The organism is Paenibacillus barcinonensis (assembly GCF_003217495.1).
In the GTDB taxonomy this organism is placed as follows: Bacteria; Bacillota; Bacilli; order Paenibacillales; family Paenibacillaceae; genus Paenibacillus; species Paenibacillus barcinonensis.
This window is the reverse complement of record NZ_QJSW01000020.1, coordinates 19,420-44,479: the sequence shown is the minus strand read 5'-3', so window position 1 is coordinate 44,479 and position 25,060 is coordinate 19,420. Positions and strand designations below refer to the sequence as shown.

The window sequence follows — 25,060 nt, the reverse complement described above, 5'->3', positions numbered from 1 at the left end:
CCGTGCGCAGCCTCGCACATTCTGTAGATGTTTATGGTTGTGACGTGATCTCGGATTCAATCTCCTGAATTACTTGGTCACCACCTTGTTTTCTCCAATTGACCACAAAAGTATCGAAGTAATCTATCGGTTCCGACCCGGTAATAATTTTGATAAACGACTCCTGCTCCAGCTTGCTCAGATTAGCCCACGTTTGTTTCATGCTAGAGGTGGTTCCCGAGAAGGCCGGGGTCATCCATACGAATTTTTTCTCCTTGGTTAGCTTATCAATCAGCCCTACGCCATTAATACGTGAATGATATTTCGACCAGGCTGTTGTATCGTCTGTATCCATGTCGCTTAAATACGTTTTGATGCTGCCAATATTGTTTTTGGATTCGGTCGTATGGACCTCATCCAGACTGATTTCGCCTTTAATTCCGCGAACGACATCCGAATAATCGTCCAACAGTGATGTCGCTGAGTTGACTTCGATGTTGAATGGCCGGGTCGATCCATCGACGCCAGTCTCTTGATATTTGGCTGCTTCCGACATCGTTGTTGCAACATCCTTGTCATTCGCCAGCTTGTCGTAGAACAGATTGACAATTTTAACCGCCAGCTCGGGGTGCTCGTATCCTTTTCTCACAACGATAAACTGGTTGGAGGGATTCGCGTGTGCAACATTGACCTTGCCGTTTGCATCCTCTAAGGTATAAGCCGAAAATTTGGCGTTTTTGTCCATCTGCTTCACACTGATCAGGCCCCAGTCAGGAATGTGCCAAGGTCCAAAGGCGATGCCGCTCTGTCCATTCGCATAAAGTGCGGTAATATCATCAAATGTACGAGTCCCGAATTGGGGATCAATGATGCCTGCTTTGAACCAATTTGCCATAATACCTAGCATTTGCTTAGTCTCTTCGGTTGTTGAGCCATAGAAGATTTTGCCGTCCTCACCTTTCATCCAATACTGTGGAAATGCATTCTGCGTTGAAGCAACACCCAGCATTGTATAGGCAGAGCCATTATAATCAGTCGTGTTCATGGTGTTTACAAAAGGAATACCGACCGGATTGCCGGATTGCCCCGGATCTTTTTTCAGAAATTGCTGCGCCGTTTGCTCGACCTCCTCCAGCGTGATCGCTCCGTCTCCATCTGCATCAAGCTTAATTCCGAGCAAATCCAGCCAGTCCTGGCGAACCCAAACCATCGTTGGCGCAGAATCCAGTGAAGTTGCCGGCAGTCCCATCAAACGCCCATCTATCGTTGCATTGCCCAAGGCACGACCATCGTAAGAATCGTATATTTTTTTAATCTCATCGGTGGCGTATTGATCATATACAGCCGTCAGGTCTTCAATCAGATCATTGTCTACCAGTTCCTTCAGCTCATCCTTGGAATCAACACGCATCATGTCGGGCAGCTCCCCGGATGCAATCGCAAGCGAGACCTGACGGCTATAGTCTTCACCGTTGGCTTCAAATTGGTCTGTAATTTTGGCATTAAACGTATCCTTGACCAGCCGGGTATATGCATTGTTCTCGTACGTATCTCCCGACGGAAGTTTCGGATTGGCTGTGGTCACCCTTCCCATAGTGACGCTGATTTCGTCCTTATACGCACTAAAAGGCTCTCCCGGATTGACTTCATATTTGCCTGCATCCTCTGCAGTAGGTGCCTCTGTGCTTCCACCACAGGCAGCCAGAACAGTAACCATCATGGCAGACATGGACAGCACAGCCAAACGTTTCGTGAACAGATTGCTTTTCATGGACCATTTTGTTGTCATCTTGTTAGATTCCCCTTCAATCTGATTATCATTTTTGTGTACGCTTTCATTATAAGTTGAATATTCCCTCTGCCGGGATAGGGATTGCACGCTCGTTTGGTTAGAGAAATGTTCACCGTTTTCGGATGATATTCCCCACATGACACAGCAGAATTACATTTATCCTACCTGCTGCCTTCCATTTGTCTACCCTTTGCTGGTATTTGTTGAAAAGAAAAGCCGGCAGTCCCTTAATCATGAAAGGTGCTGTCGACCTGGAAGGATTATTTATGCCCAAATCATTATTTGTTTTTCCATAGAAGTCAGATGCAGATGAGCCTTGTGATGATTCCGCTACTCCATGTTTACGCCAGCTTGTCGATATTCACTTGGCAGGAATCCTGTCATTTCGCGAAAAATTCGGCTGAAGTATTTTTCATCTGTATAACCGACTTGCTCTGCAATCCACGCTATGGTGTGATTCGTATTGACCAGATATTCCTTGGCTTTTTCTACTCGAACGAATCGGGTGTAATCGTTAAATGTGCGTCCCATGAGCTCTTTGAAGCATTGACTGAAATAACTTCGACTGATATTGAGCTGCTGGGATAGTCCGGAAGCAGTGTGCGCCTGAGTCAAATCATTTTGAATGATCTTCACGGCTTTTTTGACCGCCCCCATAATCTCAGGTGAATACCCGTGCTGCTTGTCCGCTTGACGAATGCTCGCTGCGGTTTGTTTGATCCATGTCTCTACCTCGTACCAGGAATCAAATGAATGAATCATAGTGAGTTTCCCGAGTGAAGTCTCGGCAAACAGGCGATTCCACTCCATGACGATGAAGTACAGCAGCCCCGTTAGCTGCCCTTTCTGCAACTGTAATGCTTTGAACTGGTGGATAAGTTCACGATAATGAAGTTCATGATGTGTCCATGGTGTTTGAAACCAGGTTTGTTTAAGCTGATCCAGCTTCTCATCCTGCAGTGCGAGTACAAACGGCTTGTCATCATTCATCGAAAGCATAAGTACCCTAAGATCAGGAGTATATTTGTAGAAAAACTCAGTTTCAGTGTAATGAATAATCCAGCTTTTGATCTGTGACCACGTTCGTGCTTGTACATCAGACAGCACAAATAGTGTGGTTTGTGGGGCTTGAAGCTGTAACTCCTTCAGCTGCTCAAAGAGCTGCTGCTCCTGTTCTCTGCGCGCTGCCCACATACAGCAGTTTCGTTCAATCTTCCAACGCATCTCATAGTCAGTCACGTTCATCTGTGAAACCCAGGAATGTTCAGAGTTGCGATCCTGAGACACAAGCACATATACAGTTGAATAACGAACATTGGTTTCTTCGAGTGAAGGCACTAAGCGGTTTGGTTGAACTGACTCGTTAATACGTGTATAGATGCGCTGAAGAACATGCTCGAACTGCTCTTTCTCCAGCTGAACTTTGGCGATATAGTCAATGGCTCCCAGCCGAAGTGCTTCTTGAATATAGTCAAAATCCTGATGCAGGGTCAATACGACAATATGTAACCCCGGATAGAGCTGCTTCGCCGCTCTCATCAGCTCAATGCCGGACATGACCGGCATCGCCAGATCGGTCAGCATCAGATCGACAGGATGGCTTTGCAAAAATTCCAATGCTTTCTGCCCGTTGCCGGCTTCTCCAACTACCTCCATATCAAAATCCTTCCATGGCATTGCAGAGCTAATGCCCTTGCGTACCAGCTTGTCGTCATCAACTATTAACACTTTTATCATGATGAGCGTCTTCTCCTTTTATAGGCAGTATCAACAGGATGTTTGTTCCCTTACCGGGTTCACTTTCGATGCGCAGCTGAGCCTGATTCCCGTATTGGGCCCTCAGCATGCGATGAACATAATTCAGTCCGATGCCCATCCCGACTTTATCCTGCTCGGCTACCCGATTGTTCAGCAACTTCTGAATGGTCTCCTCGCTCATGCCTGCCCCGTTATCCTGAATCAGAATGTTCAATGTAGAGGTGCATGTGACCTCGATCTGAATAAAACCTTCATCGCTTAGTCCGTGGTACAGCGAATTCTCAACCAGCGGCTGCAGGATAAAGCGAGGTACAGGAATCTGAAGCACCTGCTCATCCGCTGTGATGCGAACATCAAATTCAAAATCATATCGAATCTGCTGCAAAATCAAATATTGTCCCAACGCATTCAATTCTTCCTGCATGGTTGAGACTTGCCCCAGCTTGCCCAGGTTATAGTAAAGCAGCTTGTTCAGAGCCTGTACCAGCTTGTCGATCTCTCCCTGCCCGTTCATGACGGCGAGCCAGTGCACCGTATCCAGAGTGTTCATCAGAAAATGTGGATTGATCTGATATAACAGCTTCTCCACCTCCAGGTCAGCGCGAATTTTTTCCTTCTGCTGCACCTCCGTAAACAAATCGCTGATCTGATGCTGCATGTTGGAGAATTCACTGAGCAGAAAATCGAATTCGGGAATAGCTGTGCGAGCCTGCTGCCGATCTGCGGTTTGCGGATTTTTCGACATCCCATTGATCTCGGAATGAAACAGTCCGAGCGGTTTATACACCATCTTCCACAGCAGCCAAGCGAGGAAAACAGTAAACCCGAGGAAAAATAAAGCAACCAGCATAATTCGAACCAGCCATTGATTTTTCTCCTGCTGGTATTGATCTTGGGAAATGACGGACACGACACTCCATTTCTGCGGAGAATCGGTCTTGAACCAGTGATAACCGCGAGATGTGCCGTCTTTGACGGATGCGCTCGTTAAGCTGTTAAAGTTTTCTCCGACTCGAATCGTATCGGGTATTTCACTGTAGACCGTATTGCCTTCCGCATCCAGAATGAGATGAGATACAGTGCTGCTGGATTGATTGGAACCCAGAATATCCTCGGTCAGACGAAAGCCGGATTCGACATAAATATACACATCATCTCTGCCAGAGAGCTTCACTTTGCGCATTGCGGACAGAACCAACTCGTCATTAAAACGGTTCATGCTGACATGCGGGCTATAATAGCTTATTCCATAGGATTGAAAGAGGATTGGCAAAGCTTCGGGAGAAAACCGATCTTTGATCGGAAAATTGCCGAATTGCGTGGTCCCTTCTTTTTGAAAATAATACAAGGTCAATCCGATATTCGGATTGGTAAATGTCACAACACTTAACTCGCTCTTTAATTCGTCCCTTGCTTCAATTTTGTCAAATATACCAGAGGCAGGGTCCAGAAATTGCTGCAGCCTTTTGCCTGCCGTACCACTGTAGGACAATTGCTGGGTTACGTGATTCAGGTTGGTGATGGAGTTCTCCAAAGACGAGGTCACCTGCTGCAGATTACTTCGAATTCCATCGTCAATCTTATTGGCAAAAATGGAGTCGATCGTGTAATACGAGATGGCAAATATACTGATAAAGGGGATAAACGCACTGAGGAAAAACAACAGAAAGATTCTTTTCTTTAGTGTCATGTTGATATTCTCCTTGCTAAATGAAACAGCAAGCCTCCTGCTGTGGAAGCTTGCCTTTGCTTTCATAATTATAGAAGGTTATTCGAATAAGTCAAACGCTTTCATCTGGAATCTTAATTAATCTCAATCGCATTAAACAGAAATGGTTTTCCGTCTAAATAGTGCTGAAGGATCGCTTGAGCGTATGGCTGCTCCGCTTGAAGACTCTCGATTTCCCGAGGATTGGGGGCATGATGGCTGGTATTTTCAATCAGGACCATCACCGCAAATGCCTCTAAGACAGCATACCAATCTTGATCCAGCGTTCTGATGCTCTCGTAGCCTTGAATGACGATTTCTCTTTGTGCGGGATAGAGTGCCAGAATCATGTGTGCAATATCGTATGTATAAAATCCGTAGCCACATCTTCCAAAATCAATGGCGCGAGGCTGCCCTTCATGAAAAATGATATTGCCCTGATGGAGGTCACCATGAATCAAGCCGTAGCTGTTCTTTTCAACCGAAAGTGTGGCGAGCCATGAGGAAACCCGGTCGGCGGCTTCGCGATACAGCTGGAATTCTGCTTCACTCAGAAAGCGACTGTAATACTTCGTTAATCGAGCCCAAGCTTGCTGAAATGTCTGCTGACCCCATGCAGGACGTTTGAAATGGGCGTTCTCGTCTAACATCAAACCCTCGGTGGCTTGATGCAGTTTTGCCAAAAGCACACCTTCCTGATACACCTGATCATCCGTAAGCGCCCCTTGCGAATGTTCACCCTCAACCCAACTTAGTAATGTGGCATGATATTCAACATCACCATCTCGTTCGAGTGTAATTACTCTGGAGCCGGCAGCACTTACAAGCCCTTGAGGTATGATCAGATCACTGTTTGCATGAAGAGATTCAAGGAATAATAATTCAGATTCAATCTCCTGTATATCCGTTCCCGAATGAATTCGAAGCAAAAGCTTTTGCTTCTCCTGTGTTTCCAATACAAAGGTACATGTGCCCGAGAGCTGGTTGAATCGAATCTGCTCCCAGTCCAGCTGATAATAGGGTAGTGCCTGTAAAGCGGCCTGTTTACATTGCAGCAGCGTCTGCTGAAGTTCTTTTTCTGATTCAAAATGAAACATGATGAGCATCCCCTTTTTCTGATGTTTAGTGTCATATGAACATGTATTAAAACAAAGGTTCCATATCTGTAGTGTACAGGGAAGCTGATCTTCAATTATAGGCAGAGTCTGTTTATATTTATTCCTTACATAACACAAAAAGGCCCGTATTGGATGAGGAATATACCAATCGGGCCTGTTGCTCTATGCAATGGCATGTATCAAACCGGCAAACGAAACGAGGCAGAACAAGACTCCACAAACAAGTGCCGCATACGTGTTTTTGTTTTTTTTCAAAATCACATACATCGCTAAAATCGAGACTGCTGCCAATAGATACATGAGGATCGCAATCGCATCAATATTCCAATGCACCGGATAGGTTATCGGATTCCCCTGATTCCAGAACGTATAGAGACCTGATGCAGACAGCTTCATGGTCTCAGGGTTCAGTTCATGAGGAGCGGGCTGCTGGTTGAGAAAACCGGTGACGGTATAAATGAGTAACACCAATATGCCTTCTAGCATCAGCCATCTTTGAGGATTGAACTGTTCTTGACCAAGTCTCTTCTTCATGATAAAGCCGTTGAAAAAGGCCATGATGAGCAGCGGAATCATCAGCAGATGTTTCATCAACAGTGCCTGACCATACGAGGTGACCCAGGAATTGATATAGTCGGGATCTGTTTTCACGTTTAACATCAAGCCAGACATTAGAATCACAACCATGATGGCTGCGGCGAACGGGTGATACCAGGAGAGAAATGATCTCCAGTGTTTCTCATGATTAGGCATCATTCTGCTTGTCACAATCAAAATCCCGGACCAGACAGTAACCGAGAGCAGATGAATCAAATGATTCCAGAAGCCCTGCATGCCAAAATAGGAAGATGAATGGCTTGACCAGGATAATGTAGCTATAAGTCCAATGGCTGTAAGAACTAGAGCCGCTGTGTATAGATGTCTGTTCTTGTTCGTATTGTTTATTCGAATCATCATCAATAACAGAATGCAGAAAATAAGTGTCCATACGTATGCTTTGCCTTCTGCGAACGAAAACATAACACTCCTGAAGATGATGAACCAGTTTGTATCATTAGCAAAGAAAACGATAATTCGAAGAACAGGTACAAAAGCACAAATAACAATTCCAAGGAGCGCCCAGTTTATCATTCTGGTGCTCGTTTGAATGACGGGATGTATGCGCGGCATGATCAAAAATCCAAATAGAACGGCCAGGCATGTGTAGAGAAAGGGTTCCGCAAGCCAGTAAAAACTCATGGTTTTCTCCGTTGGGCGGCACGTAATCCCACCCACAATACAATCAGCAGAATGATTACACCGAGCAAATACGGAAGCCATGATGAATTACGCTCGGATGCCTTCTCTGTAGGCTGATCAGGCGTAGGTTGCGCTGAAGAAACGCTTGTTTCAGATGCCGCAGCATCAGAAGCTGAATTTTGATCTTTGGTTGAGGGAGTAAGGTCTGCTGATTCAATCTGAGATGGTTGGATAGATGCAGGGATATTTACCTGAAAAGTATACTGCCCTTCAATGGGATGTCCATCCTTGCCGACTATTTTCCAATCCAATCGGTATGTACCATTCTGCAGATCATCTGCGGCGATGAGTTTTCTTTTCATGGTGTCCTCACTAATCTCGGTGGAACCTAACGCAATTGCTGTATTATGTTCGTCCCATAGCGTAAATGTACTTAACATCTCGATTCTGGTATTGAATTGCAGCGTAATTTCATCCAGCTCTTTCGTGACAACTTCATCAACTTTGGGGGTTGAATCTATAAGCTTCGTGTGTGCATATGAATTAGACGGAAGCATAAAGAGACCGAGCAGCACTACACATATTATGGAGATAACGGTTTGCCGTAAATGGTTCAATGCAAAAACCAGCCTTTCTAATTCAAGTTTGAATTCGTTTGCGGTTCATACTGTCTGGAGAAATGAAATCCGCCAGCGGCATAAAAATGGCCTAACAGAGTGTAGCTTTTACTTGGCAAGGTTGTTTTCGTTGTATAGATTCCTTCCCCTTCGTAATCTGCCTGCAGCCAGATGGGACCTTTGATCGCGGGATTGATAATTTCAAACATAACCCATGAGCCATCACGAATGATCGACTCATCCAGTTTGGCTATAATTTGTGCTTCACCTGACGATTTTTGTGGAACCACCTGAATCTGCATGTCGGACAGGCCTTCTCCTGATCCTGCAGCAGGAGTCGTGCATCCCGACACTATCACAATGAATGCAAGCCCAAATAAAAGTATAACGGCTTTTGGCATATTCTTCCCCTTCCCTTAATACAATGCTTGGTTGCCCTGGATGTGATAATGTTTATAGGTTAACATATGAGCATATATTCATTCAATGGGATGAATTCGACAATTTTGTGTTTTTTCACAAAAAATCTCCCCCAAGTCAGCCTTGAAGGAGATTGAACGATTGATGTGAATTTACAAATCGATATAGCTGACAGCGATTGTACCAGGACCCGTATGCGAGCCGATCACACAGCCGCCCTCAATCAGAATAATGTCTTTAAAATGATTCGTTTGCTTCAGAGATGTATGCAGTTTTTCGGCCATTTTCTCTGCAAAGGTTTGAGCGATAATGAGTACGTTTGGACATATTTCATTTTTACGTGTAACGATTTTCTGTACCACTCCGTCCAGAGCCTTTTCCATTTTTCCGCGATACTTCTGAATAGAGCGCACTTCTCCCTCAATAATATTTAGCACAGGACGTACTTTAAGCACATTCCCGATCAAATGCTGTAAACTGCTCACTCGTCCACCCTTGTACAGATAATCCAATCGGTCCACTAATACTTCAATATTAACCTTCTCGCGTACATTCTCAATATCCTGAATGACATGCTCAAGAGAGGTTCCTGCTTCAAGTGCACGGGCTGCGCGTACCACCAGCATGGCATAGCTTGCAGACAGGTGCATCGAATCCACGATATGAATCTGGCCGGCCGGCAGCTCGGAGGCTGCAATATGTGCATTCTGGTTGGTGGAAGACACCTTGGAGGACATGCTGATGTATAAGATCTGTTTGCCTTCAGTAAGCTCTTGTTCAAAAAAGTGAAGGAAATCCGCCGGTGATGGCGCGGCTGTTTTGGGATTGATGCCCTCTTCATCGGAGCGACGATACAGCTCTCCAGTCGTGATATCTATATTATCCTTGTACGATTGAGATCCCATAATGACATATAATGGCACAACACTGATCTCATACTGTTCGAGCAGTTCCTTTGATAAATCCGAGGTGCTGTCCACCATTAATTTAATATTCGAGGGCATCCCCATAGCTGCATCCATCCAATCTAATATGATTTTGTGAAATATATAAATTTTAAATATCATTTGATACAAAGCTATATCATTTTTAGGGGTGAGTCAAATTTTATATGAAAAGCGCAGGAAATTGGATGTTTCAGTTACAGGTATGTTGTTTATTCCTTCTGGGGACTAATATGGTTAACCAGATCTGTAAGCTTGGCCGTAAACTCTTGAATCATTTTAGGGATCGGCTCAGCTATTCTCGTAATTCTGCCCAAAATAGCTTTGCTATCAGAACCGAGCTGTTCGATTGGAACGGTAACTAGTTGTTCCTTATAAGTGGAGGACAATGCATTAACAATAAAATCGGGAGCGATTGTAATCGCATTGCCCTTAAAGACCATCTGCCCCAGTGCATCTGTGTTATTCGTAATCAGAGATATACGATTGCCATCACTTGCAGACATCAGATAATGGGCAATATTTTCGATGTGTTCATCTTTGTATAAGACAAAGACCTCGTTCTTCAAGGTTTGGGGAGTAATCGTTTTCAAATAACGCAGCGGTGAGCTCGTGTTCATAATGATTACAGCACTCCCTTCTACAATCGGGACCCATTCAAACGAAGGATTCTGTTGACTTTTACTGTAGGATAGTAAACCCATGTCTGCATAACCGTCCTGTACCTGATTCAAAACCGTCTGAGTATCGCCTTCAATCATCTGCACCTTGAGTTCTGGATGTTCCTGCATTAGCTCTAACGTAGCCTGAACCACTTGCGGAACAAAACCGGGAATGGTGGCAATCGTAATGCTCTCTATATGATTTTCCTTCAGCGTGAGCAATTCATGCTGCATGCTGTCTATATTTTTCAGAATAGCCATAGCATACTTCAGGACCAACTCCCCTTCGGCTGTCGGAGCAACGCCCTTTTTGGTGCGGTGAAAAAGAACGGTGTCGAGCTCTTCTTCCAGTTGCCTGATGGATTGGCTGATTGTAGGCACGGTAAGATGATGTACACTTGCTGCCTTGGTAAACGAACCGAATTGTGCGGCAGATATCAAATACTGCAGTTGAGAAATATTCATCACATGCTCCCCATCTTTAAAAAATATTTATAATACTAAATTATAATTAAATATATTTTATAATGCGAATCGAGTATGATCTATCTAAGGAGGCGAATATTATGCGTAGCATTCGTAGTTTTCTTGTAGAAGTGTTGTTAAAAATGACGAAAAAGAAAATGAATGTACATGACTTTATGGAAGAACGTAGAAAGATCAATAGCGTGCCCTATGAGGTTCCTGCCAAGCTTAAACAGAAATACAATATAATCAAGGAACAGAGCCTCCCTGTAGATACTTATATGATGAAGTCCAACTCTCGATCTGATGAACGGATCGTTCTATATTTGCCTGGTGGAGGATATGTTGAGCAGCCGCTGACATGGCACCGGCACTTTCTCAATCATTTGACAGAGCAATTAAATTGTACGGTATACGCACCAGTATATCCAAAAGCTCCAAACTATCAGTGCACAGATGCGATTGCAAGTGTATTGCTCGTCTATCAGCATATTTTGAAGAAAGCCAAACCAGAAAATATCACCATTATGGGCGATTCAGCGGGTGGCGGCCTTGCTCTGGCCTTCGCACAATATTTGAAAGAGCAAGGATTACCGCAGCCAAAGGACATCATTCTGTTGTCACCATGGCTTGACATTACATTGAGCAGCCCCGAGGTTATAGCTATGATCGACGGGGAGCCGATGCTGAATTGGGTCATGCTGGTTGAGGCTGGTAAACAATATGCAGGTGAACTGCCGCGTTCTCACTACCTGGTCAGCCCAATCCATGGAGAGATCAAAAATCTGGGTAAAATCACGGTGTTCATCGGCACCCATGAATTCTTCCTTCCGGATGCGCGTAAATTCAAAGAAAAAGCGGCCCGCCAATCCGTAGATATCAACTATTTTGAATATCCGAAAATGAATCATGTGTTCCCGGTATTTCCGATCCCTGAAGCCAAAAAGGCGCTTAAGCAAATTATAGATATTATTAAAAGCTAGGACACCGCTACGCTTAGCTCCATCGGCTGAATGCGTTGACGCTGCCTGGAACCAAACAAGCTCTCCTTCTCTCTTTGGGAATGGGGGCTTGTTTTTTTGGTATATCTAAACGCTTCAAATAGCTCACTTGAGCCATTCCGCTCCTCTATCTATTTCGATTAATATAACTATTAGGCCTACTAATATTAAAAAATACGATATTTTGAGGAGACGGGTATGCGCAATTCGAACACATTTAATCCATTTCGCAGGCTCCACTTTTATGCCGCTTGGTTCATTTCGCCACTATTGCTAACGCTGACACTGTCAGGCATCGGATTTCTGTTCTATCCCAATGTAGAGAACAGTCTGTACAAAGAGCCGTTTTTCGGTCAGAGCACCGTAAGCACCAAGCAAAGCCTGGATGAAGCGGTACAGCAGCTCCGTAATCAGTATCCTGATTACAATATCGGCAAGATCAGCATTATGTCTGAGCCATACAATAACAGAGTGACGATCAGCAATGCCGATGGTGACACTCGTTATATCTTTTTGGACCATAACAACCAGATTGTAGCTGAGCAGAATGCCGATAACACGTACTCCAATCTGATGAGGAACTTTCACAGCTCCTTATTAACCGGTAGCACCTTCGTACGTTATCTGGTCGAATTAACGGCCTGCTGGGCCATCTTCTTGATTGTCTCTGGTGTATATATGACTTTCAAGAAGAGACTGCTGGATGCCAGAAATGGTCAGCGTAAACATCCTTTCCGGCTGCAACGCATACATGCCATTCTCGGGCTTATCATTGCGATTCCGCTGGTCGTTATCGTAGTCACTGGCATTCCGTGGTCCGTATTTACCGGCAGTTACATCAGCTCATATGCTCAGGAGCATCCTGCACTTGGCCGAACGGCATTGAAATATAACCCGCCTCAATCGGACATCAACGAGATTCCATGGGCTACGCGCAGTCTGGATCAGCCTGTCTCGGAGCATGCAGCTCATGGACATCACGAGACAACGGCGGCAGTGATATCCGAGCATCAGCAACGTTTGCGAGTAATCATTCAGAATGCGCAAAAAGAGAACATAACCCGGCCCTTCTCTATTGTGTATCCTTCCAATGAACAAGGTGTCTTCACCGTGACCAAAGGAAGCAACACGGGGGTTACCGGTCTGGATGTGAATCCTTATGAGGAGACAACCGCTTATTTCGATCAATATTCCGGCAAGCTGATTGCCCGGATTAATTTTGCAGACTATGGTATCATCGGCAAATGGTTTACATGGGGTATTCCGCTGCATGAAGGTCACCTGTTTGGCACAGCGAATCGAATCATGAATTTACTGGTATGCCTTGCTTTCCTGGGCGCAATCGTGATGGGTTTTTGGTCCTGGATGAAAAGAATGAAGCCTGGCGAGTCCAATCGTCCGCGGCGAATCAACAAACCATGGTCCATCGGGGCCGTACTTACCCTGTTTGTATTAGGGATACTTATGCCGCTATTCGGCTTATCCTTGCTCCTCATTTTGATCATTGAAACGATCGTTTATTTCGCCACACGCCAGCCGGAACACGCAGCATAAAGAGATCACGTGAGAAAGGACGACTATACAGCGGATGCTGATTTGAATAAGTAAGAAGGCATAAGAAATAAAAAATAGAAATACCGCCTTGTGGATCATCATGGATATGATCTTTCGGGCGGTGTTTTTGTGTTGTACTGATGCTGCGGCAGCGTTCAATTCAGTCTGCGTTTGGCATCTGATACAAGTCCCTGTTCCAGAGCATAACGGGTTAACTGAACCCGGTTTTGCAGCTGTAGCTTTTGCAGTATGTTTTTTAGGTGGTTTTTGACTGTATATTCCGAAATCGTATATTTGACGGCGATCTCTTTATTGGTCCAGCCCGCGGCTACTCCATATAAAATGTCCAGCTCTCGTGTCGTCAGCTTGACCTCGGCCTCTCTCGCTTCCACGACGTTAACTTCCTTTAGAATCTGATAAGCTACTTCTCTCGATAATGGTGCCTCTTCGTTGATAATCGAATGCAGATACTCCAGCCAGGTGGAGGGCTCCAGATTCTTGAGCAGGTACCCCTGAGCCCCTCGCTTCAGAGCCTCAAGTAAATGGAGCATATCATCAGACACAGTAATCATTACAATTTTGATATACGGATAATCCATCTTGATACGGCGAGTTGCTTCCAACCCATCCATAACCGGCATCTGGATATCCATTAAAATCAGATCAGGAAGCCATTTTTCCATAAACTCTATCGCTTCCTGTCCATTAGCCACGACACCGATGACCTCGAACTGGGCATCCATGCTTAATATTTCACGGATCGCTTCTCTTGCATGTGCATGGTCATCCACCACAAGTACACGGGTTTTCGTTAGATTCATGCGGCACCCCCTTTGCGGATCTCAACAATCGTCTGTTCGTTCTCCCGGTACATATTCATGACCCATCCCATCTCACTGCAACGCTCCTTCATAATGCGTAGCCCGAATTTGTTTTTCTTTGCAAAAGGATCGCCTTCAAAGCCTTGTCCGTTGTCGGTAATACTGATCTTCCAGCTGTTGCTCAAGCCATCTGCCTTAATGTGACCAGAGGATGCGCCAGCGTGCTTGTCCATATTAATAAGTGCCTCACGAACACAGGCGAGCAGCTCTATCTTTTCCTTGTTTTCCATAGGGTTATCCTTCATGTCCCAATCGACGATAATGGGCGTGCGTATGTCTCGTATCATGGATTTGATCTGATGCTGCAGTGCAGATTCTTTGGTCTCCTCCAGTCGGCTTTCCTCCCGATCCTGTCGCAGATTGGCAATGGCCTGCCTCACGTACCGATTCACTTCATGAATGGTTTTACGTATAGAAAGAATATTCTCGTTATGCTGCTCTGGCTCTTTACGGCTGCCCTTCTCCAGCTTCTCGGCTTTAACTGATAGTAGAAATAGGGACTGGGCTATGCCATCATGCAGCTCTCTTGCAAGCTGTTCTTTGGCCTCCAACGCAGCCTTGTCCGCCCGCGCACGTTCCAGCTCTCGCTGCATCTTCTCCAGCATCTGAAACAGCCTGGTTAACAATGTAATACTGACTATATACACGAATACGGGCGTCAGCCAGTTTCCAAGATCCATTGAAATGTACGGAAGTAGAAATTGATGCCGAACGTACTCCCATAACGCAACTGTGATTGTAGGGATGAACAAAATCATCCATTTAATTTGTTTGTAGGACATCTGGCTTCCTCTCCCTCCGTCATTCTTAGTATACAAATGAAGTTCAGGCGTCCATATAGCCCGACCAGGCTATTGCCTGCCTCTAAAAGTGTCCAAATTGTGATCACATATTGAATTCAGAAAATGGAGGCTAGGATAGCTGAACACTGATCATTAGCACCACGATGACCAGCATGGCTATGATGGAGGCGTTGAAATGTCCGCTCAGATCAAAGATGCCTCCGATAACAAGGGGGCCGAAAGCTCCCATAATATAACCACCCATCTGTGACATGGCCGACCAGGTTCCCGCTTCCTCCGCCGTGCGTGTTTCTACAATAGGCAGCATTAAGGCCAAAGGAAATAATCCACCGGCACCCATACCCAGAAAAAGGACGGCTGGAAGCATTGGAACAGGGGATAAGAGTAATGCTAGACCCACGAGCTCCGAAATGCTACATAAGACCAGCCACAGCTTGAGCTTGCCTGAGCGGTTCACCAGATTTGGAATGAGCAGCGCAGCAGGCACTTGAATCAGTGTAAACAAGGTAAGCAGTATGGATGCATCCTGTGTACTGTATCCAAAGCTAAGAGCAATCGGTGATATCCACGCGGTCAGGCTGTAGAACATGCTGGCCATGAAGCCGAAGAATAAGGTGAATCGAATTGCTTTTTTGTTGGACAGCGGCAACCGAAGACGCTGCATGCTGCTGCTGGATGATTGTTTTTGGCGAATAAGTGGAAGCCAGAAAATCAAAGCAAGTATTCCCAGCACGGTCCAGCAGGACAAAGCGAGTGTCAGGTTGTTCTGAGACTGATGATAGATCGGAATGGTCAATCCTGATGCTAGCGCCGCCCCAATCGTCATGGATACGGAATAGATACTGACAATGCCAGGACTGCCGGGGAAATACTTTTTGATATAACTGGATAACAGAGGGCCAGCGAAGCTGATCCCGATTCCTCCCGACAAAGCGGTAACGAGAAGTATAGTGACGGATTGCCCCGCACTTCGCAGTGCAGTCGCTACTGTAATCAGCAACAGGGATATGACAAGTGTTCGCTCCATACCCAGCCGCTGACTGAGCGCCGTGGCAGCAGGAGCAAACAGTCCCATACACAGCACAGGCAATGTTGTTAATAGACTTGCTGTTAATGCACTTATACCAAGCTCGGATTTAATTATGCCCATCATCGAAGCTACGGAAGTAATGATCGGACGCAGATTCAATGCCGCGATAGATAGCGCCAATACATAGAATGTTTTTTTCATCGTGCTCTTCCTCCAGAGTTCTTGTTGAATTCACTTTGAGTATAAGCCCGCCTGATTCATTGATCAATCCAATAATTCATATTATTATAATAGTAAAATACTATCATTTAGCGAGGTGAACGGCATAGATACCCGAAATATAACGTATTTCAGGGCAGTATTTGAGCAGCTTCATTTCACAAAGGCGGCAGAGAGTTTAGGCATTTCCCAGCCTACGCTGAGTCAGCAGATTCGTCTGCTGGAGGCAGAATTGGGTACCCCTCTCTTCGACCGCATTGGCAAAAAAGTCATTGCAACCGAGGCGGGCAAGCTTCTCCATCAGTACGGAATGAAAATGCTTCAGGCGGAGATGGATGCGAAGAATGCGATTAAAGAGCTGTTATCCGAGAAACGTGGAACCGTGCGTCTGGCTGTATTACCGTCTGACCTTGATTTTCAGCTCGTTCCACTCTTTGTGGAGTTCAAAACGCGTTATCCTGATACTAAATTGCAGGCCTTCTCCACCATCTATGTTCGGGATGAAGTGCTCGCACATCAGGTCGATCTGGGTATTGGACTACGTACGCCTGCGGACAAAAGACTGGTACAGATTCCACTAGGCAGTGAACCGTATGAAGTATTTGTTCATGCCTCAAGCGTGCTGGCGAAGAGACATGAGATTACACTTGAAGAACTGACGAAGCATGCGCTTGTCATGTATCCGAAGGGGTATTTGGGCAGAGATTTGGTGGATGATGTTTGCCGGGAACACGGCATGGAATTAAGTACGGTTATGGAGGTGGGGTCTGCGTCTTCCCTGCTGCAGCTGGTTGCGGCAGGCATTGGTGCCACAATTCAGCCAAGAGAGCTGCTGAAACAGCATTCCGGCTGGTCTGATATCGTATCTATCCCGATTGCTGGACCTGTGCCAGTTCGGCATATGGAGCTGACTTATTATGCTGACCGTTTTATCAGCAAGGCTCAGCAGCAGTTAATGGAATGGCTGATTGACTTTTTCAAATCCAAGGAAGACTGAGCTTTTGTTTATAGCTTCAACGGGGTGATTACTTTATTCGGTACCCACCCCTTCTCCCCATCAGCAGTGAGTACGAGACTCCACTCATTCAACTCTGATTCCTTCTCAACGATCATACCCGGAGACACATTCAATTCATGTGCAGAGTAGTTTTGTTGAACACTTGCCATGAGTTTGTCATCAGGTGCACTCAGGATTTGTTTTGGTACCCAGCCTTTTTTCTTAGAGTGCACGGCTTCACAGAAGATCCAGTTCGGGAATTCGGTATCCTCTTTTCCGTACAGAACGACATCGCCCTTGGACAGCACAATCGGATCTGGATAATTAGAATGATGTGCTTGAATGACTGTATACTGCTTCATATGTATTCCCTCCAAAATATAAGACTGTATTCTACATAAAATGTGTTGAGCTACATGATTATTCTATCAAAATATGATAGGACTATAAATATGATGGAGTTCGTTTTCTCCATAGTTAACACTGTTCAACAAAAAAAGATGGCCCAGGGTAGCTACAACAACAATGCCAGGGCCATCTTGAATATGAATTTTAATTAACGCATCGTATACCGAAAATAATCAAAATCAGCATGCTTGCGTGTTCCGCCAAGATCCTGCACACAGAGCCCAATGTAGGTTCCGGTGAAGCGAATGTACTCCGGAGATTCATCACATAAATGAGTAATATTTGTCCAATCACCAATCTGAACCCAGGAAGAATCCTCGTCCGGGCTGTAGTAAAAGCAGGCACGATCATGATCAATCACCGATTTCAGCCGAATTCGATTCCCCTGTGTCAGTGCAATGTCTTCCTCTACAAGCTCATCATACACTCCATATCTGGACTGAATGATCCCAAGGCACAGCCCTTTCTCTTCATGATGTGTCACTCGCAGATAGAGATAATCCTGAGTATCGTAATAAAGAATCAGTCCAGCCATCTGCTGTGGATGATCCGGTGCGAATTCAAGGCAGGTTTCTGCTTCAACTTCAAAAGTATGCAGTCTGCGGGCAACCATACTTTGTCGATGCGTCGAGCTCATCGACTCCATACCATACAGGCGCAAGTAGCCAGGGCGTTCCGTCAAGCTAAGCCACGATGAGTCAGGCGGGATGCGAAGTGTATTCCAGTCGTTCCGAAGCTCGGTCTGATCAAAATCATCCTTATCGGGCATCGCTTCAAAAGGATGCGGTGTTACGTTAGGTGCAGCGACCTGAAGCTCTGGATAACGATCTCCAGTAGCAAGTCTCAACCATCCTTCTTCGCTCCAGATACAGCGCTGCAGCGCTGTCTCACGACCAAGAATGCAGTGCTTGTCCTGCACGGGTCTTCCAACGAGATGTGCCATGTACCATTCACCAGTGTGTGTTTCCACGAGACTGCCATGACCTGCTTTTTGCAGGGGTAAATCCGTTCTGCCATTGGATGTGAGTATCGGGTTTGCCGGGTCAACCTCATAAGGGCCTTGTAACGTCCGTGAACGTGCAACGGTAACGGCGTGCTCATAGCCTGTTCCACCTTCTGCGGTAACCAAGTAATAATAGCCGTTGTGCTTATACAGATGCGGTGCTTCTGTAAGTCCCAGCTCGGTCCCTTTGAAAATATGAACTGCGGGTCCGATCAGCCTCTGTTCCTGAACGGAATACTCCTGCAGCACGATGCCTGCGAAGTGATTTTTGCCTTTACGGTGATCCCAGATCATATTAACCAGCCATTTGCGCCCGTCTTCATCATGGAATAAGGATGGATCAAAGCCACTGCTGTTCAGATAGATCGGGTCAGACCATGGTCCTTCAATATCCGATGCGGTGACAAGGTAATTATGTGTATCTTTAAAAGCACCCACCCGGCTCTTCACATCGGTATATATTAGATAAAACATCCCGTTATCATAACTGAGGCAGGGTGCCCATACGCCACCGGAATTAATGTTGCCCTCCATGTTGAGCTGCGCATTGCGAGTTAGCGGATACGGCATTGCGCGCCAATGAACGAGATCTTTGGAATGGTGAATGCGTACACCCGGGAACCACTCGAACGTAGATGTAGCGATATAATAATCTTCTCCCGCCCTGCAGATAGAGGGATCGGGATGAAACCCGGGAAGAATCGGATTGGTGATCAAAGGGTTGATCGTATTCATTGAAGAAACCTCCGGTACATGAGTAATATCTGTTCCAAAATAATATACAGGCCAGAGCACCGATGCCAGAGTGACTTTGTTTATCCAGGTCCTGTTGGTTTAGTGCCAACCCAGTGCTTTTTTTCCCGCTTCGAGTGCGGTGATAATTCGATCGACATCATATACATTGCCTCTCCAGGTTCCCCCGCTGACTGCTTGAAGTGCGGCCCACAGGCGTGTATCATCTGGCAGCGCTTCATCTGCACGCATATTTGGATGAAACGATCTCTGTGCCAGAATAAACGATCCTTCCTCCGGGGTTACCTCCATGCCCACTGTTCCGACAAAATTAACACTTCCATCCAGTGTGCTTCGATTCACTACGATGTCAATCAGATCACCATCCCGCAGCTTGCCAATTGGCCCGCCCGCCAGAGCTTCAGGACCAACATGACCAATACATGCACCTGTGGAGACACCCGAGAACCTTGCATCCGTAATCAGGGAGACGTATTTGCCAAAAGACAGATGTTTGAGTGCAGACGTTAGCTGATAGGTCTCCTCCATGCCCGTGCCTGAAGGCCCGCGTCCAAGCAGTACGATAATGTCTCCTGCCTGAATTCCGCCTGTTTTGATGGCACGAATGGCTGCACGTTCGGTGGTAAACACCTTTGCAGTGCCCCGGTGACGATATACCCCATGCTCATCCAGAACATCCGGGTCGATGGAGGTCGATTTAATAACCGAGCCTTCGGGAGCGATATTGCCGGTTGGAAAGGTCACCGTTGAGGAAATCCCGAGATGCTTCGAAAGTTCTGCACTCATAATGACGGTGTCCGGATCAATGCCATCTCTCTCCTGCAGCTGCTTGCGCATGACATGACGACGTTCTGACGATTCCCACCAATCCAGTACATGATCCAAAGGCATGCCAGTTACGGTCGGTACAGAGACATCCAACAGGCCCAGGCGTCTGAGATGAAGCATGACCTCGGGAACACCGCCGGCCTGAAATACCCGAATGGTCGGGTAAAAGACAGGACCGTTCGGCAGCGCGCTTACCAGTCTGGGCACCTGTTTATTGACCTGAATCCAGTCCTGTACACCCGGCAGGGTTAGACCTGCCGCATGAGCAATCGCTGGAATATGAAGCAGCAGATTCGTAGACCCGCCGAAGGCAGCATGTACAACCATGGCATTGCGAATGGAAGCATCGGTAATAATGTCAGACATCGTCATACCCTGCTTCTCCATATGCATGAGCGCGCGTGCGGATTGACGCGCCATCTCGGTCCAGATCGGCTGTCCTGAAGGGGCCAAGGCGGCGTGAGGTACCGTCATGCCCAAAGCCTCCGCGACAACCTGCGCAGTTGCAGCTGTTCCTAGAAACTGACATCCCCCGCCAGGTGTAGCACAAGCCCGGCACCCCAGCTCTGATGCCATCTCCAGTGAAAGCTCTCCATTCGAATACCTTGCACCAATAGTCTGGATTTTGCCAGCGTCCTCTCCATCCGTAGGCGGAAGGGTAACACCGCCCGGAACGATCACTCCTGGCAGCTGCGGCACACCTGCCAGCGCAAGCATCATGGCGGGCAGTCCCTTGTCACAGGTGGCAACACCAAGCACACCTTTTCGCGTGGGCAGAGATCGAATCAATCGGCGGAAAACCATTGCCGCATCGTTCCGATACGGAAGCGAGTCGAACATACCGGTCGTTCCTTGTGATCTGCCGTCGCAAGGGTCACTGACATAACCGGCAAAGGGGATGCCGCCATGGCTGGACAGTTCTTCGGCAGCCGCCTTCATCAGCAGCCCAACCTCCCAGTGGCCCGTATGATAACCAAGAGCTGCAGGGCTGCCATCTTCATTTCGAATACCGCCCTGTGTGCTTAAGATAAGGAACTGTTTGCCGTTTAATTCTCCTGGCTTCCAGCCCATGCCAACATTCTGGGACATGCCGAACAAGTCACCGCTTGGAGCATTACGCAGCAAATCATCGGTCAATGGCAGATGACCTGTGGGCCCTGGAGCATGAGCTGTAATCTCGTAGCGGTCTGACGCCGTTCCTTTCAGTTCGGTCACTGCTCCATCCTGTTCAGCTGCTTTTCCCTCCAGAACAGCTGCTTTTCCCTCCATAATTGATAGGATCTGTTCGTACATGATATCCTCCCCGCAGGTTATGATTTCACGAAGACTGTTTTGATCGCGGTGAAAAATTCTATAGCCGCTTGTCCCTGCTCTCTGGAATGCGAGCTGGACATTTTCATCCCGCCAAACGGTGCCTGCAGCTCTACTCCTGCGGTTTCTGCATTAATTCTGACAAGTCCGGCATCCATATCCCGGATAAACGAGAGCATCGAACCAACGTTCTGCGTATAGATTGAAGCACTTAAACCATAATCGCTGTCATTGGCGAGTGTTATCGCTTCCTCGATAGAGTCAACGGGCATCAAGGCCAGCACCGGGCCAAAAATTTCTTCCCTGGCAATAGACATATGGGATTCGACACCTTCAAATACGGTTGGTTCTACATAAAAGCCCTCTGCAAGCTCGGGATTATTTGGTCTTTTTCCCCCGGCAAGCAGAACTGCGCCCTCATCCTGTCCTTTCTGAATGTAGCTCAGCACGGTGTTCAGCTGCCCTTCACTTGCACACGGCCCCATCCAGCTGCCAGCAGACATGCCGTCTCCCAAACGAATCTCCTGAACCTGTGACAGCAGCTTTTCCTTGAAGGCATCATATATTTTTCGTTCGATAATAACGCGGCTGGTCGCTGTACATTTTTGCCCTGTTGATTTCAGACCACCGCTGATCGTTCCTTCTACAGCCAGATCGAGATTAGCGTCTGCGGCAATGATTACCGGGTTTTTACCACCCATTTCAAGCTGGTATTTGGCACCCCGAGCGAGGGCAGCCGCACCAACCCGTTTGCCGACTTCATTGGAGCCTGTGAATGTAATTCCGTTTACATCCGGGTGCTCCGCCAGCGCGGAACCGATGACGGAACCTTTACCACATATCAGGTTAAGAACTCCTGCTGGAAGACCCGCTTCCTTGAAGCATTCCATTACTATGGCTGCGGTAACCACCGTTTCCTGAGCTGGCTTGAGTACAACGGTATTGCCGTAGATCAACGCAGGCGCTGTTTTCCAGATCGGGATCGCCACCGGAAAATTCCAAGGTGCAATCACACCTACCACACCAAGCGGTACACGGGTTGTGAACATCAGAGCTTCACTGTCCGTTGACGGAATAACATCACCTGTTTTGCGCATGCCTTCTCCTGCGTAATACCTGAGAATCGCGACGCCGCGCATCGTCTCTCCCTTGGCTTCAGGAAAGGTCTTCCCCATCTCCCTTGTCATCGCTTCGGCAACCTCGTCTGCCCGACGTTCGAGTACATTGGCAGCCTGAAACAGATAATTGCCGCGTTCCGCGCCAGTTAACCTGCGCCACGTTTTGGCTGCCGTTTTGGCCGCTGCCACAGCATGATTCAGGTCCTCCACACCAGAAGCTGGAACATAACCTACAATTTCGTTGCGATTCGCCGGATTAAGGCTTGGTTCGGTCTGGCCGGAACCTGCCTTCACCCATTCACCGTTAATAAAATTGTTATACGTCTGCTCTAACTGAAAACCCATTGCGCTCATCCTCCCTGTTCATTTGTTCGAATTCATCGATTATCGGTTTGAAATAACAGGATTCACCAGTGTGCCGATGCCGCTGATCGTAATTTCAATGCGGTCTCCTGGCTGAAGTGTAAAATCGTTAGGCGGTACGATATTTGTACCTGTCAGCAGCACGGTTCCGTCAAACAAATCATTATCTCTTGCCAAAAAGGAAACCAGCTCATCCAGCTTCCGGTTTAATTCGCTTGTACTTGCCTCACTATTCACCACAACCTTGCTATCGCGATAGATTTCGCAGACGATGTCAAGATCATAAGGATTAGCTACCGTTTCTGCCAAACGTATAGCTGGACCAATAGCGCAGGAGCTGCGCCATATTTTGGCCTGTGGCAGATACAACGGATTTTCACCCTCGATGTCCCGGCAGCTCATGTCATTGCCAACGATGTATCCCACAATGCTGCCATCTGCGGTAATGACCAGCCCTAGCTCGGGCTCTGGAATCTGCCAGGTGGAATCGCTGCGGAGTGTTACGGCTTCATTAGGACCCACGGTCCGGGCAGCTGTTGATTTGAAAAAGATTTCCGGCCGTTCTGCATCGTAGACCTTATCGTAAAAGGTGTTTGCATCCAGCTTGCCGTCTGTCGCTTCATAATTACGCGCTTCCCGGCTTCGCTGATACGTCACACCCGCAGCCCACACCTCCGGTGCGTCAATTGGATTAATAAAATGCAGGGATGTCCAATCCTCTGTCAAACGGTTCACGGGTTTAAGAGCGCTTTCAACAAGCTGTACTGGAGATATCCCCTGCTCTCTGGACTGATGGATTAGTGTGATGAAATCGGCTTGTGGCAAACGATAGGCTTGTTCGTCATCCGTAACGGCTGCAAGCCACTTCTGTTCTCCATCCAGAAATCGAATAATTCGCATGTAAGCGTGCCCCCTGTTTTCCCTTGGCGGGTTGATAATTATACCTTAGCATCATGAATGTCTCATGACGATGCTCTAATTCATCCGAAGAGTTACCCTTTTCACGCATTATTTTTCTGGTAAGATAAGGTTATATTTATTCGACAAAGGAGCTGAGCTGGTATGACCAAACATGCGGAAGCGATGTATCTGGGCCGTCTTCCTGATGTTCGCATGTCGTTTCAACTCATGGGTCTGCATGCCCGAAAGGCAGATTCGAACTGGACTTATCCATCTCACGAGCACACAATGTATGAAATACACTGGATGATGGAGGGGAAGATGGATATGGTGGTTAATGGGCAGCTTTACAAGCAGTCCAAGGGTGACCTGTTGTTCATCCGCCCTGGAATGACCCATTCCTGTACAGGCGCAGGGCCAGAGGGCTTCAGTTATTTTTCAGTGCATTTCAGTGTGCATGATACATCCTTCTGCCGGGAGCTCAACCGTTGTAATGATATCTATTATCCGGCTGTTTCCAATCTGGCCACGGGATTATCGGCCTCCCTGTCTGCATTATACGAGCTGTCTACGGAGCATTTGTCCGATTCATTATCCTCCTCCAAACAGATGAAGGTGCATGCTGCAGTATTTGAGCTGCTTGGCTCGCTGGTTGGACAGTTATCGGATCACGCCTCCGTTACATTATCCAGAAAAGAAATCATTGCCCATCAGATCGCGGAGCACATCGAGGATTCAGTAAACTACATTCATCTGCATGGCGAGATTCAGGAGAATAACCGTACATGGATTCAGGATATCGCCAAATCGCTGAATATGAGCACATCTCAGGTGAATCGAATCTTTCGTGAAGTCTATGGTCAGCCGCCACGCAAATTTTTATCCGAGACACTTCTGAACGAAGCACAGCGGCTCCTTAAACAGACGGATCTGACGATCGACCATATTGCCATGATGCTGGGGTATAAGACCAATGCGCATTTCAGTCGTCAATTCAAGCGGTGGACGGGCATTGCACCAAGCGAGTTTCGCAGCCATTCACAGCAGGCAGAGCATGAAAAAAGCAGCTAATGGACGATTGACTCTCCACTAGCTGCTTTCCACCCACCACATGATGCAGACATACATCACATGCCGGAAAAGGTGTGTAACCGCTTCTCCTGAGGCATTCTTTGAAGTCCGCCTAACA

General features: G+C 46.9%; 21 protein-coding genes. 4 read left to right on the top strand and 17 right to left on the bottom strand.

What is annotated here, in order from left to right:
* Positions 1-31: 31 nt before the first annotated feature.
* The 9 genes from DFQ00_RS22705 to DFQ00_RS22665 all read right to left on the bottom strand — a co-directional run bounded on the left by DFQ00_RS22705 (position 32) and on the right by DFQ00_RS22665 (position 10,702).
* Positions 32-1,768 carry a type 2 periplasmic-binding domain-containing protein gene (locus DFQ00_RS22705; protein ID WP_110898765.1) on the bottom strand — a complete coding sequence of 579 codons (1,737 nt, stop codon included), beginning with the start codon at positions 1,766-1,768 and terminating at the stop codon, positions 32-34.
* A gap of 333 nt (positions 1,769-2,101) precedes the next feature.
* On the bottom strand, positions 2,102-3,508 hold the full coding sequence (locus tag DFQ00_RS22700; protein ID WP_110898764.1) for a response regulator transcription factor: 1,407 nt from the start codon (positions 3,506-3,508) through the stop codon (positions 2,102-2,104).
* On the bottom strand, positions 3,486-5,219 hold the full coding sequence (locus DFQ00_RS22695; protein WP_110898763.1) for a sensor histidine kinase: 1,734 nt from the start codon (positions 5,217-5,219) through the stop codon (positions 3,486-3,488). The genes DFQ00_RS22700 and DFQ00_RS22695 overlap by 23 nt, the downstream gene beginning before the upstream one ends.
* A gap of 113 nt (positions 5,220-5,332) precedes the next feature.
* The gene (locus DFQ00_RS22690; RefSeq protein ID WP_244213972.1) at positions 5,333-6,334 is read right to left on the bottom strand and encodes a phosphotransferase enzyme family protein; all 1,002 of its coding nucleotides are present in this window, start codon (positions 6,332-6,334) and stop codon (positions 5,333-5,335) included.
* A 183-nt stretch (positions 6,335-6,517) separates the two neighbouring features.
* Positions 6,518-7,312 (bottom strand): copper resistance D family protein, encoded by a 795-nt coding sequence (locus DFQ00_RS22685; RefSeq protein WP_208643813.1) that lies wholly within the window; start codon positions 7,310-7,312, stop codon positions 6,518-6,520.
* A gap of 278 nt (positions 7,313-7,590) precedes the next feature.
* Complete coding sequence (locus DFQ00_RS22680) at positions 7,591-8,211, bottom strand: copper resistance CopC family protein (protein ID WP_146236216.1); 621 nt, start codon at positions 8,209-8,211, stop codon at positions 7,591-7,593.
* A gap of 17 nt (positions 8,212-8,228) precedes the next feature.
* Entirely contained in the window at positions 8,229-8,612 is a 384-nt protein-coding gene (locus DFQ00_RS22675; protein WP_110898760.1) for a hypothetical protein, read from the bottom strand.
* A gap of 171 nt (positions 8,613-8,783) precedes the next feature.
* Complete coding sequence (locus tag DFQ00_RS22670; protein ID WP_167433806.1) at positions 8,784-9,635, bottom strand: DegV family protein; 852 nt, start codon at positions 9,633-9,635, stop codon at positions 8,784-8,786.
* A 152-nt stretch (positions 9,636-9,787) separates the two neighbouring features.
* Positions 9,788-10,702, bottom strand: coding sequence for a LysR family transcriptional regulator (locus DFQ00_RS22665; RefSeq protein WP_110898758.1), 915 nt, complete (start codon positions 10,700-10,702; stop codon positions 9,788-9,790).
* 62 nt (positions 10,703-10,764) lie between these two features.
* On the opposite strand from DFQ00_RS22665, the gene DFQ00_RS22660 reads away from it, so the two are divergent.
* Positions 10,765-11,685 (top strand): alpha/beta hydrolase, encoded by a 921-nt coding sequence (locus DFQ00_RS22660; protein ID WP_110898757.1) that lies wholly within the window; start codon positions 10,765-10,767, stop codon positions 11,683-11,685.
* Positions 11,686-11,901: 216 nt separating this feature from the next.
* Complete coding sequence (locus DFQ00_RS22655) at positions 11,902-13,257, top strand: PepSY-associated TM helix domain-containing protein (protein ID WP_110898756.1); 1,356 nt, start codon at positions 11,902-11,904, stop codon at positions 13,255-13,257.
* 155 nt (positions 13,258-13,412) lie between these two features.
* Here DFQ00_RS22655 and DFQ00_RS22650 read toward each other — a convergent pair whose 3' ends face one another.
* From DFQ00_RS22650 to DFQ00_RS22640, 3 genes are all read right to left on the bottom strand, one after another.
* A complete protein-coding gene (locus DFQ00_RS22650; protein WP_110898755.1) occupies positions 13,413-14,078 on the bottom strand; it encodes a response regulator in 666 nt (221 codons plus the stop codon).
* Positions 14,075-14,920: a sensor histidine kinase gene (locus tag DFQ00_RS22645; RefSeq protein WP_110898754.1), complete on the bottom strand. Its 846-nt coding sequence runs from the start codon at positions 14,918-14,920 to the stop codon at positions 14,075-14,077. The genes DFQ00_RS22650 and DFQ00_RS22645 overlap by 4 nt, the downstream gene beginning before the upstream one ends.
* A 130-nt stretch (positions 14,921-15,050) precedes the next feature.
* Positions 15,051-16,172, bottom strand: a complete 1,122-nt coding sequence (locus DFQ00_RS22640) for an MFS transporter (protein WP_110898753.1) — start codon at positions 16,170-16,172, stop codon at positions 15,051-15,053.
* A 124-nt stretch (positions 16,173-16,296) separates the two neighbouring features.
* On the opposite strand from DFQ00_RS22640, the gene DFQ00_RS22635 reads away from it, so the two are divergent.
* The gene (locus DFQ00_RS22635; protein WP_110898805.1) at positions 16,297-17,187 is read left to right on the top strand and encodes a LysR family transcriptional regulator; all 891 of its coding nucleotides are present in this window, start codon (positions 16,297-16,299) and stop codon (positions 17,185-17,187) included.
* A gap of 8 nt (positions 17,188-17,195) precedes the next feature.
* On the opposite strand, the gene DFQ00_RS22630 is transcribed toward DFQ00_RS22635, so the two are convergent.
* The 5 genes from DFQ00_RS22630 to DFQ00_RS22610 form a co-directional block, all read right to left on the bottom strand.
* The gene (locus DFQ00_RS22630) at positions 17,196-17,549 is read right to left on the bottom strand and encodes an SH3 domain-containing protein (RefSeq protein WP_110898752.1); all 354 of its coding nucleotides are present in this window, start codon (positions 17,547-17,549) and stop codon (positions 17,196-17,198) included.
* 194 nt (positions 17,550-17,743) lie between these two features.
* A complete protein-coding gene (locus DFQ00_RS22625; RefSeq protein ID WP_110898751.1) occupies positions 17,744-19,333 on the bottom strand; it encodes a glycoside hydrolase family 43 protein in 1,590 nt (529 codons plus the stop codon).
* Between the two features lie 99 nt (positions 19,334-19,432).
* On the bottom strand, positions 19,433-21,472 hold the full coding sequence (locus DFQ00_RS22620) for a YjhG/YagF family D-xylonate dehydratase (protein WP_244213969.1): 2,040 nt from the start codon (positions 21,470-21,472) through the stop codon (positions 19,433-19,435).
* 17 nt (positions 21,473-21,489) lie between these two features.
* Positions 21,490-22,953 carry an alpha-ketoglutaric semialdehyde dehydrogenase GucD gene (gucD, locus tag DFQ00_RS22615; protein WP_110898750.1) on the bottom strand — a complete coding sequence of 488 codons (1,464 nt, stop codon included), beginning with the start codon at positions 22,951-22,953 and terminating at the stop codon, positions 21,490-21,492.
* A gap of 39 nt (positions 22,954-22,992) precedes the next feature.
* Positions 22,993-23,871: a fumarylacetoacetate hydrolase family protein gene (locus DFQ00_RS22610; RefSeq protein WP_110898749.1), complete on the bottom strand. Its 879-nt coding sequence runs from the start codon at positions 23,869-23,871 to the stop codon at positions 22,993-22,995.
* Positions 23,872-24,033: 162 nt separating this feature from the next.
* On the opposite strand from DFQ00_RS22610, the gene DFQ00_RS22605 reads away from it, so the two are divergent.
* Positions 24,034-24,942, top strand: a complete 909-nt coding sequence (locus DFQ00_RS22605; RefSeq protein ID WP_110898748.1) for a helix-turn-helix domain-containing protein — start codon at positions 24,034-24,036, stop codon at positions 24,940-24,942.
* Positions 24,943-25,060: the final 118 nt, after the last annotated feature.

Coding starts and splice junctions, on each gene's coding strand:
- DFQ00_RS22685 (WP_208643813.1), bottom strand. CDS start 7,312: ATGATGATTCGAATAAACAATACGAACAAGAACAGACATCTATACACA.
- DFQ00_RS22645 (WP_110898754.1), bottom strand. CDS start 14,920: ATGTCCTACAAACAAATTAAATGGATGATTTTGTTCATCCCTACAATC.
- DFQ00_RS22690 (WP_244213972.1), bottom strand. CDS start 6,334: ATGTTTCATTTTGAATCAGAAAAAGAACTTCAGCAGACGCTGCTGCAA.
- DFQ00_RS22695 (WP_110898763.1), bottom strand. CDS start 5,219: ATGACACTAAAGAAAAGAATCTTTCTGTTGTTTTTCCTCAGTGCGTTT.
- DFQ00_RS22610 (WP_110898749.1), bottom strand. CDS start 23,871: ATGCGAATTATTCGATTTCTGGATGGAGAACAGAAGTGGCTTGCAGCC.
- DFQ00_RS22665 (WP_110898758.1), bottom strand. CDS start 10,702: ATGAATATTTCTCAACTGCAGTATTTGATATCTGCCGCACAATTCGGT.
- DFQ00_RS22650 (WP_110898755.1), bottom strand. CDS start 14,078: ATGAATCTAACGAAAACCCGTGTACTTGTGGTGGATGACCATGCACAT.
- DFQ00_RS22655 (WP_110898756.1), top strand. CDS start 11,902: ATGCGCAATTCGAACACATTTAATCCATTTCGCAGGCTCCACTTTTAT.
- DFQ00_RS22660 (WP_110898757.1), top strand. CDS start 10,765: ATGCGAATCGAGTATGATCTATCTAAGGAGGCGAATATTATGCGTAGC.
- DFQ00_RS22630 (WP_110898752.1), bottom strand. CDS start 17,549: ATGAAGCAGTATACAGTCATTCAAGCACATCATTCTAATTATCCAGAT.
- DFQ00_RS22640 (WP_110898753.1), bottom strand. CDS start 16,172: ATGAAAAAAACATTCTATGTATTGGCGCTATCTATCGCGGCATTGAAT.
- DFQ00_RS22625 (WP_110898751.1), bottom strand. CDS start 19,333: ATGAATACGATCAACCCTTTGATCACCAATCCGATTCTTCCCGGGTTT.
- DFQ00_RS22700 (WP_110898764.1), bottom strand. CDS start 3,508: ATGATAAAAGTGTTAATAGTTGATGACGACAAGCTGGTACGCAAGGGC.
- DFQ00_RS22605 (WP_110898748.1), top strand. CDS start 24,034: ATGACCAAACATGCGGAAGCGATGTATCTGGGCCGTCTTCCTGATGTT.
- DFQ00_RS22705 (WP_110898765.1), bottom strand. CDS start 1,768: ATGACAACAAAATGGTCCATGAAAAGCAATCTGTTCACGAAACGTTTG.
- gucD (WP_110898750.1), bottom strand. CDS start 22,953: ATGGGTTTTCAGTTAGAGCAGACGTATAACAATTTTATTAACGGTGAA.
- DFQ00_RS22620 (WP_244213969.1), bottom strand. CDS start 21,472: ATGTACGAACAGATCCTATCAATTATGGAGGGAAAAGCAGCTGTTCTG.
- DFQ00_RS22670 (WP_167433806.1), bottom strand. CDS start 9,635: ATGCCCTCGAATATTAAATTAATGGTGGACAGCACCTCGGATTTATCA.
- DFQ00_RS22675 (WP_110898760.1), bottom strand. CDS start 8,612: ATGCCAAAAGCCGTTATACTTTTATTTGGGCTTGCATTCATTGTGATA.